At 75.0% G+C, this 11685-nt stretch carries 16 protein-coding genes; 4 read left to right on the top strand and 12 right to left on the bottom strand.

The annotated features are described in order from the left end of the window. Window positions 1-3 precede the first annotated feature (3 nt). The 11 genes from GCU56_RS18355 to GCU56_RS18310 all read right to left on the bottom strand — a co-directional run bounded on the left by GCU56_RS18355 (window position 4) and on the right by GCU56_RS18310 (window position 6974). Window positions 4-189: a hypothetical protein gene (locus GCU56_RS18355; protein ID WP_163483187.1), complete on the bottom strand. Its 186-nt coding sequence runs from the start codon at window positions 187-189 to the stop codon at window positions 4-6. After that, window positions 186-434 carry a hypothetical protein gene (locus GCU56_RS18350; protein WP_163483186.1) on the bottom strand — a complete coding sequence of 83 codons (249 nt, stop codon included), beginning with the start codon at window positions 432-434 and terminating at the stop codon, window positions 186-188. The genes GCU56_RS18355 and GCU56_RS18350 overlap by 4 nt, the downstream gene beginning before the upstream one ends. Window positions 435-535: 101 nt before the next feature. Next, entirely contained in the window at window positions 536-2380 is a 1845-nt protein-coding gene (locus GCU56_RS18345) for an acyl-CoA dehydrogenase (RefSeq protein ID WP_163483185.1), read from the bottom strand. Between the two features lie 150 nt (window positions 2381-2530). After that, on the bottom strand, window positions 2531-2893 hold the full coding sequence (locus GCU56_RS18340) for a lipopolysaccharide assembly protein LapA domain-containing protein (RefSeq protein ID WP_163483184.1): 363 nt from the start codon (window positions 2891-2893) through the stop codon (window positions 2531-2533). 37 nt (window positions 2894-2930) lie between these two features. Beyond that, window positions 2931-3101 (bottom strand): hypothetical protein, encoded by a 171-nt coding sequence (locus GCU56_RS23525; protein WP_204332360.1) that lies wholly within the window; start codon window positions 3099-3101, stop codon window positions 2931-2933. Between the two features lie 181 nt (window positions 3102-3282). Beyond that, window positions 3283-3708: a hypothetical protein gene (locus GCU56_RS18335; protein ID WP_163483183.1), complete on the bottom strand. Its 426-nt coding sequence runs from the start codon at window positions 3706-3708 to the stop codon at window positions 3283-3285. 15 nt (window positions 3709-3723) lie between these two features. After that, window positions 3724-4350, bottom strand: coding sequence for a TetR family transcriptional regulator (locus tag GCU56_RS18330; RefSeq protein WP_163483182.1), 627 nt, complete (start codon window positions 4348-4350; stop codon window positions 3724-3726). A 212-nt stretch (window positions 4351-4562) separates the two neighbouring features. Further along, the gene (locus GCU56_RS18325) at window positions 4563-4703 is read right to left on the bottom strand and encodes a hypothetical protein (RefSeq protein ID WP_163483181.1); all 141 of its coding nucleotides are present in this window, start codon (window positions 4701-4703) and stop codon (window positions 4563-4565) included. A 104-nt stretch (window positions 4704-4807) separates the two neighbouring features. Further along, entirely contained in the window at window positions 4808-5797 is a 990-nt protein-coding gene (locus GCU56_RS18320) for a TIGR03617 family F420-dependent LLM class oxidoreductase (protein ID WP_163483180.1), read from the bottom strand. 44 nt (window positions 5798-5841) lie between these two features. Further along, window positions 5842-5988, bottom strand: coding sequence for a hypothetical protein (locus GCU56_RS18315; RefSeq protein ID WP_163483179.1), 147 nt, complete (start codon window positions 5986-5988; stop codon window positions 5842-5844). 62 nt (window positions 5989-6050) lie between these two features. Then, window positions 6051-6974: a PfkB family carbohydrate kinase gene (locus tag GCU56_RS18310; protein WP_163483178.1), complete on the bottom strand. Its 924-nt coding sequence runs from the start codon at window positions 6972-6974 to the stop codon at window positions 6051-6053. 107 nt (window positions 6975-7081) lie between these two features. Between GCU56_RS18310 and GCU56_RS18305 the strand changes: the two genes are divergently transcribed. From GCU56_RS18305 to GCU56_RS18290, 4 genes are all read left to right on the top strand, one after another. Next, on the top strand, window positions 7082-7420 hold the full coding sequence (locus GCU56_RS18305) for a DUF3140 domain-containing protein (RefSeq protein WP_163483177.1): 339 nt from the start codon (window positions 7082-7084) through the stop codon (window positions 7418-7420). Then, a complete protein-coding gene (locus GCU56_RS18300; protein ID WP_163483176.1) occupies window positions 7420-8127 on the top strand; it encodes a methyltransferase domain-containing protein in 708 nt (235 codons plus the stop codon). The genes GCU56_RS18305 and GCU56_RS18300 overlap by 1 nt, the downstream gene beginning before the upstream one ends. 60 nt (window positions 8128-8187) lie before the next feature. Next, complete coding sequence (locus GCU56_RS18295; RefSeq protein ID WP_163483175.1) at window positions 8188-9216, top strand: 3-oxoacyl-[acyl-carrier-protein] synthase III C-terminal domain-containing protein; 1029 nt, start codon at window positions 8188-8190, stop codon at window positions 9214-9216. Window positions 9217-9336: 120 nt separating this feature from the next. Continuing rightward, a complete protein-coding gene (locus GCU56_RS18290) occupies window positions 9337-9999 on the top strand; it encodes a response regulator (RefSeq protein ID WP_163483174.1) in 663 nt (220 codons plus the stop codon). 6 nt (window positions 10000-10005) lie between these two features. On the opposite strand, the gene GCU56_RS18285 is transcribed toward GCU56_RS18290, so the two are convergent. Next, window positions 10006-11670 (bottom strand): sensor histidine kinase, encoded by a 1665-nt coding sequence (locus tag GCU56_RS18285; RefSeq protein ID WP_345771926.1) that lies wholly within the window; start codon window positions 11668-11670, stop codon window positions 10006-10008. Between the last annotated feature and the right edge of the window lie 15 nt (window positions 11671-11685).

Below are 11685 nucleotides of genomic sequence, written 5' to 3'. Positions count from 1 at the left end.
TCCTCAGCCGCTCGTGTTGCCCGGACGCGAGGTCTCGTCGTCCCGCTGGGCCTCGTCGTCGGTGGTGAGGGTGGTGTCCCGCGCGCCACGGTCGCTGGCGTTGTCCCCGGTCTGGCCGTCGATCAGGTTCTCCTTCGCGTCGGCGGTGTCGGCGGACTCGCCGTAGCCGGTGCTGTCGGACTCGCTCATGGGGCTCCTTCGCGTCGTGGATCGCTGGCCTGTGCCCCGCCCGGGGGCTGCGCACGCTGCGACAGGGAGACGTCGCTGCCGGGCCGGGCCGGCTGCTCGTCGTCCTGCGCGGCGTCCCGCTCGACGGCCTCCTCGCGGGTGAGGGGGACGTCGTCGAAGCCGGTGCCGGTGCTGCTGTCGTCGCCGGTGCCCGAGGCCGTCGGGACGTCCTGCTGGATGCGGTCGCTGCCCTGCGGGTCGGTCATCGCTGCTCCTCTGGGTCCGGCGGCGTCCCGGTGGGCATGCCCGCGATCAGCCGCCCCCATGCACCGACGGCCGCCGGCGACCCTCGGCAGGGGGTCCGCTGTCAGAACGCGGCCTCGTCGACCTCCATGAGGGCGTTGTCGGTGTTCTCGACGATGGCCCGCTCGGACGACAGCCGTGGCAGCACCTGGGTGGCGAAGAACCGGGTGGCGGCGAGCTTGCCCTCGTAGAAGTGCCGGTCTGGCTCGCTGACCTCCCCGGCCAGCGCGGTCAGCGCCACCTCGGACTGGCGGACCAGCAGCCACCCGGTGATCAGGTCACCGGCGGCCAGCAGCAGCCGGCTGGTGTTCTGCGCGACCTTGTACAGCGAGGTCACGTCCGTCTGCGCCGCGGCCAGGTGCCCGAACATCGATGCCAGCATCCCCTGGACGTCGGAGAGCGCGGTGCCCAGGAGCGCGCGCTCCTCCTTGAGCCGGCCGTTGCCGACCTCGCCGTCCACCGTGGCCTGGATCTGCTCGGCCAGCCAGGTCAGGGCCACGCCGCCGTCCTTGACGATCTTCCGGAAGAAGAAGTCCTGACCCTGGATGGCCGTGGTGCCCTCGTAGAGGGTGTCGATCTTGGAGTCGCGGATGTACTGCTCGACCGGGTAGTCCTGCAGGTAACCGGAGCCGCCGAGGGTCTGCAGCGACTCGGCGGTCAGCAGCTGGGTGGCGCGCTCGGAGCCGAAGCCCTTCACGATCGGCAGCAGCAGGTCGTTGACCCGCTCGGCCAGCTCCGCCTGCGCGCCGTCCCCCTCGCCCGCGGCCTCGGCCTCGGTGACCTGGTCGCGGAAGCTCGCCGCGTAGAGGTAGAGCGCCCGCATGCCCTCGGCGTAGGACTTCTGCAGCATCAGCGAGCGGCGGACGTCCGGGTGGTGGGTGATGGTCACCCGCGGGGCGTCCTTGGACGTCGCCGTGAGGTCCGCGCCCTGCACGCGCGTCTTGGCGTAGTCGAGCGCGACCTGGTAGCCGGCCGACAGGGTGGCGATCGCCTTGGCGCCCACGAACATGCGGGCGTGCTCGATGACCTTGAACATCTGGGCGATGCCGTCGTGCACGTCGCCGACCAGCCAGCCCTGCGCCGGCACCGGCCCGTCGCCGAAGGTCACCTCGCAGGTCGTGGAGACCTTGAGGCCCATCTTCTTCTCGACGTTGGTCACGTAGGCGCCGTTGCGCTCGCCGAGCGCCCCGGTCTCCAGGTCCACGTGGAACTTGGGGACGACGAAGAGCGAGAGCCCCTTGGTGCCGGCCCTCGCGCCCTCCGGGCGGGCCAGGACCAGGTGGACGATGTTGTCGCTGAGGTCGTGCTCGGCGGAGGTGATGAACCGCTTCACGCCGGTGATGTGCCAGGTGCCGTCGGGCTGCTGCACGGCCTTCGTGGTGCCGGCGCCGACATCGGAGCCCGCGTCGGGTTCGGTGAGCACCATCGTGGCGCCCCAGTGGTGCTCGAGCATGAGCTCGGCCAGGCGCTTCTGGTCGGGGGTGCCCAGCTCGTCGAGGATCGCGGCGAACGCGGCGCCCGAGCCGTACATGAACACGGCCGGGTTGGCGCCCAGGATCATCTCGAAGGCGCCCCAGGTGAGCACGTGTGGTGCGCCGAACCCGCCGAGGTGCTCGGGCAGGTCGAGGCGGTACCACTCGCCGTCCTCGATCGCCTTGACCGACTTCTTGAACGACTCCGGGAGCGTCACCGAGTGGGTGGCCGGGTCGAACACCGGCGGGTTGCGGTCGGCGTCGGTGAAGGACGCCGCGAGCGGGCCCTCCGCCAGCTTCCGGACCTCGGCCAGCACCCCGCGCGCGGTCTCGGCGTCCATCTGCTCGAAGGGTCCGGTGCCGAAGCGGTCCTTCGTGTCGAGGAACTCGAACAGGTTGAACTCGAGGTCCCGCAGGTTCGCGGTGTAGTGGCTCATGCGCGTGGCTCCCGGTGCTCCGTGCCGGCGGTGCGGCGAGTTCTTACCCGCTGGTAACAAACGGTATTACCGACGGGTAACCAGAGCAAGCCGCCCCACCGGCACACCCCCGACGAGGGACGCGTCAGGGGTGTGGGCCGGGGCGGTGGGTCAGCGGCTGCGCCGCCGAACGCGCATCACCAGGCTGGCCAGCCAGCCGATGAGCGCCCCGAGCACGGCGGCGATCAGCAGCGCCACCACCAGCGGGGCCTCGACGTTGACGAAGACCAGGCTGATGTCGACGGTCTGGGTGTTGAACACGACGAAGAGCACCAAGAGCACGGTGACGACGAGCAGCAGGGCGAGGGCGAGGGTGCGGCCGATGGTGCGCCCGGCGTTCGACGTGGACGTCGTCCGGCCGGCCGTCGCGGGGGTGCCGTAGCCGCCGGCCGTGCCGAAGCCGCCGGTGCCGGCCGGTCCGGTCGTGCCGGGTGGGGTGCTCAGGGGGTCGACGGGGGATCCAGGAGCGGTCACGGGTCGAGTCTGGTGGGCTCCGGCGCCGAGTGCACGGTCACTGCGCGTCCGGCTCGGTCTCCGCGGGTGGCCAGCTCGGGCCCGCGACCCCGCCGGCCGGTCCGGCCTCGCCGCCCTGGGACCCGGGGTCGGCGGGCGGCGCCACCTCGCTGCCGAGGGGCTGCGCGTCCCGGTCGGAGCCGGGGTCGTCCTCGTCGGGCGTCGTCACGGTGACATCGTCCGCCTCCGGGGGACACCGCGGCCAGGTGCCGTCCCCCGCCACCGGCACGTCCCGCGGCCGCTGCCGGCTCGCGACGGGCGGCGCGGCAGCGACTCCGGGGTGGCAGCGGCCTGGACGGCTCGCCGGGCCGCGACTCCCCCGATGCCGGGGCGACGCAGTCCCTCCGACGTCAGTCGTCCAGCGCGGGGCCGGCCTCGTGGTGCGGGTGGTCCGCCGTCCGCTCGCGCTGCTTCATGCGGGCCTCGTAGACGTGCCGGTCGCCGCCGGCCAGCTCCGTGCGGGCACGCTCGTCGAACGAGCGGAAGACCGACCAGTACGTCGCGTCGTAGTCCTCGACGATCTGGAAGGTCCAGCGGTCGGCGATCACGTTGCGACCCACGAGGTCGCGGTCGAGGTCGTCCGCGAGCTCGGTGTGGCCCGCCTCGCGGAAGAGGTCGACGGCGTCCTGCAGGAGGAGGTCGGCCTTGCCGGAGTGCTGGTGGAAGCCGTAGAGCTGGCCGCGGGCCTGTTCGATGGTCTCGAGGGCCTCGGAGAGCTTGCCCAGGCCCTCCACGGTCGTGTCGTCGAGGTCGGGTCGGCTGCGGTCGTTGCTCACCGGCCCATCCTGGGGTCAGCCCCGGGCGACCGCGATGTCGATCAGCCGCTCGGCCAGCTGACGGCCGTGCGAGGCGGGGCCGTCGGGACCCAGGAGCCCGCCGGAGAGGTACATGCCGTCGATGATCAGGTGCACCTGGGCGGCGAGGTCCTCACCGCTGCCCGGAGCGATCTGGTCGGCCAGCCGCTCCAGCCGCGCGTGCAGCTCGAACTTGTAGTCGGCGGCGGCGCTGCGGGCGGGGTGCTGCGGATCGTCGTACTCGCTGCTCACGTTCGTGAAGGGGCAGCCGCGGAAACCGCTGCGGGTGACGTCGCGCTGGACGGCGTCGACGACCGACAGCAGCGCCGCCCGCGGGTCGCTCTCCAGGCGGATGAGCTCGGCGTCGATGAAGGCCAGGACCGTCGCCGCCTTGCGCGCCAGGTAGGCGCCCACCAGGTCGTCCTTGCTCTTGAAGAGCCGGTACACCGTCATCTTGCCCAGGCCGGTCTCCCGGACGAGCTCGTCCATGCCGACGCTGCGGGAGCTGCGGGTGGCGAACAGCCGCTCGGCGGTGTCCAGGACTATGGCCTGCCGCTCGGCCCGGCTCCGGCGGATGGGAGCCGCGGCATCGTCGGCGGCGAGGGGGAGGGCGGCTGCGGTCACGCCGGGGATGCTGCCCCAGCCCGTGACGGATCAGTTCGCGGCACGCCGGGGGTGGTTGCGGTGAGTGACGAGAGGCGCCCGGGTGTGCCGGGACCCCGGGGATCGGTGGGACGGCTGTGACGATGGGTGATCGCTGTGCATCCGACCGATCCCCGCCGGCCCCGCGGGGTCCCGCCGCGGGGTCGCGAGGGACGGGGCCCAGGGGTCCTCTCTCAGGCCCGGCGCACCCGGCGGGGGTTGGCCAGCAGTCGGGCCAGGGGGGCGGCCGAGGCCTCTCGCGCGCCGGACTCGTCGGCCTGTCGCTCGCTCGAGGTGTGGTCGCCTACTCGGGGTTCGTGCTGGGTGTCCTCCATGGCAGCCAGGGTCCCCCCACGGGGCGGTCCGGAAACAGACCCGTAACGGTGAGTTGGAGCCGGAACGCTGAGAGATCGGTCACTGTGCGCAGTTGCCGCGGGGGTCAGGCCGGGTCCAGCAGGGGTGCGACCGCCGCCGCGACGGTGAACCGGTCGACCAGTCCGGTGAACCGCGCGCGGACCTCCCGGACGACGTCCGCGGGGTCCGCGACCACGGCGAAGGTGCTCAGCACCTCGTCGTCCACCAGGTCCCGCATCACCGTCCAGCGGTCCTCGCGGCGGCCGGTCGACAGCGCGTGCAGCTCGTCGGCGAGCGCGCCCCAGCCGTGCAGCTCCAGGACCGGGCGGTAGGCCGGGGTGCTGCCGTAGAAGGCGATCGAGGACCGCGCGGCCGCGGCCGACTCCGCCCTCTCGGGCTCCGTGCCACCGGTGACGACGAAGCCCGGGAGGCTGACGCTGACCTGCTCGCGGGTCCGCCCGCCGGCGGCCAGGCCCTCGCCCAGCGCCGGCAGGGTGCGCTCGCGCAGGTAGCGGACGGTGGTGAACGAGTGCGCGAGCAGGCCGTCGCCCACCTCTCCCGCCAGCCGGGTCATCGCCGGTCCGACCGCCGCCAGGTGCACGGGCGGCGCACCCCACTCGTGCGGGTCGGGCGCGAACACCGGCGTCATCAGGGTGTGCCGGTAGTGCTCGCCCCGGAACCGCAGCGGGGCGCTCTCCTGCCAGGCCGCCCAGATGGCCCGCAGCGCGGCGACGTACTCGCGCATCCGCGGCGCCGGCGCGCTCCACGGCATGGAGAACCGGCGCTCCACGTGCGCCCGCACCTGCGTGCCCAGGCCCAGCACGAACCGCCCACGGGTGTGCCGCTGCAGGTCGTGCGCCGTCGTGGCCACCGTCATCGGGGAGCGCGCGAAGGCGACCGCGATCGCCGTCCCCACCTGCAGCCGGCTGGTCGACCGACCGGCGACGAGCAGCGGCAGGAAGGGGTCGTGCGCGGTCTCCGACGTCCAGACTCCGGTGTACCCCCGCTGCTCCAGGTCCTGGACGAACGCGGGCACGTCGTCGAGGTCGGCCGGCAGGCCCGCATCCAGCAGCACGGCCCCGGAGCCTGCCGCACGCGCCGACCTCGGCGCCAGGCCCCTCAGGGGGTCTGCGCGCCACCCCCCTCGGTGTCCTCGCCCTCGGCGGGCTGGTCGGGGTGCGGGGTGCGGCCGGCGTCGGGCTCCTCGCCGTCGGGGTCGCCCTCGGCGCGGTCGGGGGAGCGGGGCGGTCGGGCCGGTTCGGTCATCGTCGTCCTCCTCGGTCGTGGTCTCGCCGGGCCAGTGCCCGGGCGGTCGCGCGGCCAACCCCTCAACCGACCGGGACGGCGGCCGGGAGCCGGCTCCGCAGGGCCGCGACCTCCGCCGCGCCGGGCAGGGCCCCCCGGGCGCCGGGGCCGGTGGTCGACAGCGCGGCCGCCGTGACCGCGGCACCGACCGCGGCATCGGGCGCCGCCCCGGCGGCCAGCGCGACGGCGAGCGCGCCGCAGAAGCAGTCGCCGGCCCCGGTGGTGTCCACGGCGTCGACCGGGGGTGGCGCCTGGAGCAGCGCCCCGCCCGCCCGGTGGACCAGGAGGGCGCCCCGCGCGCCGAGGGTGACCACGACCGTGCCGACGCCCAGCGTGCGGGCCAGTGCGGCGAGTCCGGCCGGCGAGCTGTCCCCGGGAGCCGCGCCGCTCAGCTGCAGCAGTTCGTGCTCGTTGGGCACCAGCACGTCCACCCGGTCGAGGAGGTCCGCCGGCAGCGGCTGGGGCGGTGCCGGGGTCAGCACCACCGTGCCCGTGGCCGAGCGGGCCGCGGCCAGCACGGTCGCCAGCGGCACCTCGAGCTGGAGCAGCACCACCCGCGCGGAGCGGACCGGCTCGACGTCGGCGTCGCCCGGCGTCAGCTCGGCGTTGGCGCCCGGGACGACGACGATCAGGTTCTCCCCGGTGCCCTCCTCGACCGGGATGGTGGCACTCCCGGTCGGCGTCCCGGGGGTCCGGCGGACGGCGGCGACGTCCACCCCGGCCGCGGTGAGGGCGGCGAGCTGCCGGTCACCGGCGGGGTCCGCGCCGACCCGGCCCACCATCGCGACGCCTGTGCCCAGCCGGCCGGCGGCCGCGGCCTGGTTGGCGCCCTTCCCTCCCGGCGCCAGGGCGGCGTCGAGGCCGACGACGGTCTCGCCGCGGCCGGGGAGCCGGCGCACCCGGACCAGGACGTCCTCGTTCAGGCTGCCGACGACGGTGACCGACACGGGACCTCCGGGAGCCGACGGGTGGGGGACCAGCACAGCAGACCCGCCGTTTCCCCGGCCGGGCGGCGCGGTACCCGTTCCCTGACGCCCGACCCGGGAGGAACCCCATGGCGACCGACGACCCCGACACGATCCGTCGCGAGTTCGGCGAGGCGGTGAACATGACCGCGGGCGAGCTGGAGGAGTGGCTGGGCACCGAGGAGTCCGAGGCGGTCGGGCAGAAGGACGGCGACGCCGAGTCGACCGGCCACGCGTCCGGACGGCGCATCGTCGAGCTGCTGCGCACGAAGAAGGCGGACCTCACCGACGACGACCTCGCGCACATGCGGAAGGTGCACGGCTACGTGGCCCGCCACCTGGCCCAGGAGCCGTCAGGGGAGGACGTCGAGGCCTCGCGGTGGCGGTACTCCCTGATGAACTGGGGCCACGACCCGCTGAAGAAGTGATGCGGCGCGACGACCCCCGGCGCAACGACCCCGCGCAGTACGAGGAGCTCGCCGACCAGTGGTGGGAGCCCAGCGGCGGGTTCGCGATGCTGCACTGGCTCGCCGAGTCGCGGGCCGAGCACATCCCGCCCGCCGCGGGCCCCGGTGCGCTGCTCGTGGACCTCGCCTGCGGAGCGGGGCTCATGGCCCCCCACGCCGCCCGGCTCGGCTACCGGCACGTCGGCGTCGACCTGGGTGCCCGCGGGCTGCAGCTCGCCCGAGAGCACGGCGTGGGGGTGGTCCGCGGGTCGGTGCTGGCGGTGCCCCTCGTGGACGGCTGCGCCGACGTCGTGGTCGCGGGGGAGATCCTCGAGCACGTCGAGGACGACGTCGCGGTCCTCGCCGAGGCCGCCCGGCTGCTGCGGCCCGGCGGCGTCCTGGTGATCGACGCCATCGCCAGGACCCGGCTGGCGGAGCTGATCGCCGTCCGCATCTTCGAGCGGATCCCCGGAGGCCCGCCGCCGGGGATCCACGACCCCGCCCTGTTCGTCGACCGCCGGCGCCTGCTGGCCGCCGCCGACCGGCTCGGCCTGGAACTGCGTCTGGTGGGGCTGCGGCCGTCCGTGCGGGACGTCGTCGCCTGGCGCCGGGGGCGGCGGAGGACGGTGCGGATGCGCCCGCTGCCGATCACGGCCGTGCTCTTCGCCGGCTACGGGCACAAGCGGTGAGGCGGCGCCGCGTGCACGGCGCACGTACCGTCGAGCGATGACTGCTGGTGAGAGGTCTGCGTGAGCAGCGCCGTCGTGACCGGGGCGGGCTCGGCCCTCCCCGCGACGCTGGACCAGGACGCCGCCTGGGACGGGTTCTTCGCCGGCCACTACGAGGGCGTGCGTGCGGCCCGGCGGATCTTCGCCTCCGCGGGAGTGCGCCGCCGGCACGCGGTGGCCAACCCGCTCGACGAGGACCTCAGCGGCTGGGGCACCGCGGCCCGCATGCAGCGGTACGTGCAGGAGGCGCTGCCGCTGGGCAAGCAGGCGGTCGCCGGCGCGCTGGACGCCGCGGGCCTGGCCCCCGGTGAGGTCGGGCTGTTCGCCGTCGCCACCTGCACCGGCTACGCCACCCCCGGGCTGGACATCCGGCTGGCTGCCGACCTCGGCATGCCGACCGGGTTGCAGCGGCTGCTCGTGGGCCACATGGGCTGCTACGCCGCCATCCCGGGGCTGGCCGCGGTCGCGGACTTCGTGACGGCCCGGTCCCGCCCGGCCGTCCTGCTCTGCTGCGAGCTGACCAGCCTGCACGTCCAGCCGGCCCAGCCCGACCTCGAGCAGGTCGTCGCGCACGCACTGTTCTCCGACGCCGCGGCCGCCGTCGTCGTCGAGCCCGGCGCGGGGCGCGGGCACCGGGTGGCCGGCGTGGTGGCGCGCACCGACGCGTCCACCGCGGACCACATGACGTGGGACGTCACCGACCTCGGGTTCCGCATGGGGTTGTCGCCGCGGGTGCCCGACGTGCTGTCGCGGCACGTCGGCGACGTCGTCGACGAGCTGCTGGCCGGTGCGGGCCTGCGGACCGGGGACGTCGCCGGCTGGGCGGTGCACCCCGGCGGCCCGCGCATCCTCGACGTCGTCCGCGACGAGCTGGGTCTCGCCGAGAGCCAGCTGGCCGCGTCGCGGCACGTGCTCGCCGAGCACGGCAACTGCTCGTCGGCGACGGTGCTGCTGGTGCTCGAGGAGCTGGGGGACGTCGACGGCCCGATCGTCGCCATGGCGTTCGGCCCGGGCCTGACCCTCTACGCGGTCCTCCTGCTGCCCGCCTGAGCGAGCACCCGGTCCCGCCCCCTCGCCGGCCCGGGGCGGTCCCGCCCGCCGGGGCATTTCCCTGACGATCACCGACCGCTACGGTGGGTGAGCTACGTCACTCTCCGGAGGGGGCACGGGGTGGAGCCGGAGGCGGGGGTACGGGTGTTCCTGGTCGACGACCACGAGGTCGTCCGGCGGGGGGTCGCCGACCTGCTCGAGGAGGACCCGCAGATCACCGTCGTCGGTGAGGCCGGCTCGGTCGCCGAGGCGCTGGCCCGCGTGCCGGCGGTGCGGCCGGACGTCACGGTGGTGGACATGCGGCTGCCCGACGGCGACGGGGCCGAGGTCTGCCGGCGGTTGCGGGAGCGGGTACCGGGCCTGCGCTGCCTGGTGCTGACCAGCTACTCCGACGACGAGGCCGTGACCGCCGCCGTCGCCGCCGGTGCGTCCGGGTACCTGCTCAAGCAGGTCCGCGGCTCGGCGCTGGTGTCGGCGGTGCGCACGGTCGCCGAGGGCGGCACGTTGTTCGGCCAGGACGTCGTCGCCCCGTCGGCCGTGCCGCCACCGCGCCCGCCGGCCGAACGGGAGCGTCGGCTGGCGGTGCTCACCGAGCAGGAACGGATCGTGCTGCGGCTGATCGGCGAGGGGTTGACCAACCGTCAGATCGGCGTCCGGATGGGGCTCGCGGAGAAGACCGTCAAGAACTACACCAGCCACCTGCTCGCCAAGCTCGGCCTCGAGCGCCGCACCCAGGCGGCGATCCTGGCCACCGAGCTCCGCGACCGGCCCCGGGCCGACTGACGGCGCTCAGGTCGGATCGGGGAGGGGCACCGTCCAGCGGATCTGCGTGCCGGCCGGGCCTGCGGAGGTGGTCAGCCGTCCACCGTGGCGCTCCGCGCGGTCGGCGAGGTTGGTCAGCCCGCTGCGCACCGTGACGGCGGGCAGCCCCGTGCCGTTGTCGGTGACGACGACGCGCACCTCCCCGTCGACGGTCACCGTCACCGTCACCCGGGTCGCCCGCGCGTGCCGGACCACGTTGGTGACCAGCTCACGGACGACGGCGACCACGTCGGGCACGAGCGCCGGGGGCAGCTCGTCGACGTCCCCGCGCACCCGCACGTCCGGTCGCAGCCCGTGGCCACCGGTGATCGAGCGGACGACGTCGGCGATCCGACTGCGGACCGCGTCCGGCGAGGCGTCGTCGCCCTCGTGCAGCTCGAAGATCGCCGACCGGATGCGCGCGATCGTCCCGTCCAGCTCGTCGACCCGCTCGGCGATCCGAGCGGCCGCCTCCGGGGCGGTGTCCTGGAGCGACCGGCTGATCCGGTCCAGTGCCAGCCCGGTGGCGAAGATCCGCTGCACCACGTGGTCGTGCAGGTCGCGGGCGATCCGGTCGCGGTCCGCCTCCACCTGCAGCCGGCGCTCGCGCTGCTGGCTGCGGGCCAGCCCCAGGGCGACCGCGGCCTGCGCCGCGAAGACCGAGGCGAGATCCAGCGTGGCCGGCTCGAACGGCTCCCGCCCGCGCGACCGCAGGGCCACGACGGTGCCCGGTGCCGGCCTGCCGGGCAGCGGCACGGTCAGCATGGGCCCGAACTGCAGCGCCAGTTCGTCGACCACGGCGGCGTGCGCACCGGTGGTGGCCTGCACCCGCACGTCGTCGACGAGCACGGGGACGCCGGACCGGTGCGCCTCGCCCAGGCGGGTGCCGGCCAGCGGTATCCGCACGCCCTCCACGTCGTCCCCGTCGACGCCCACGGCCACCACGATGGCCAGCGCGTCCTCGTCGTCCGGCACCGGGAGCAGCACGCCGGCGGCGTCGGCCGAGGCCAGGGCCGCCACCCGCTGCGCGATCGAGCGCAGCACGCTGTCGGGATCGGCACCGGAGAGCAGTGCGGTCGCGATGTCGCTGCCCGCCTGGGCCCAGGCCCGCCGGTGCTCGGCCCGCTCGACCAGGCGCGCGTTGTGGATGGCCAGCCCGGCGGCCGCGGCGAGCGCCGTCACGGCCTGCTCGTCGGCGGCGGTGAACGGTCCACCGGTGCGCTTGGCCGTGAGGTAGAGGTTGGCGAAGACCGCGTCGCCGACGCGGACCGGAACGCCGAGGAAGCTGTGCATGGGCGGGTGACCGGGGGGGAACCCGACGGCGCCCGGATGGGCGGTGAGGTCGTCGAGGCGGACGGCGGCGGGGTCGTCGATGAGCAGCCCGAGCACGCCCTCGCCGCTGGGCAGGCGGCCGATGCGTCCGCGATCGTCGGCGCCCATGCCGACGACGACGAACCGCTCGATGCGGGTGCCCTCGCCGTCCAGCACGCCGAGAGCGCCGAAGGTGGCGCCGGAGTGCTCGACCGCCGCACGGACGAGGCCCTGCAGGGTGGCCTCGAGATGGTCGCTGCGCGCCGCGGCCTCCACGCCGGCCGCGAGCACGGGGACCGCGACCGCGGGCAGATCGGGGACCTCGGCGTCGGGCGGGGTCACGGCCCGGCCGCCGGG

Origin of the sequence: Geodermatophilus sabuli (assembly GCF_010686765.1) — a bacterium.
Classification (GTDB): Bacteria; Actinomycetota; Actinomycetes; order Mycobacteriales; family Geodermatophilaceae; genus Geodermatophilus; species Geodermatophilus sabuli_A.
The sequence above is the reverse complement of the archived record's forward strand: the minus strand, read 5'-3'. Positions and strand labels throughout refer to the sequence as shown.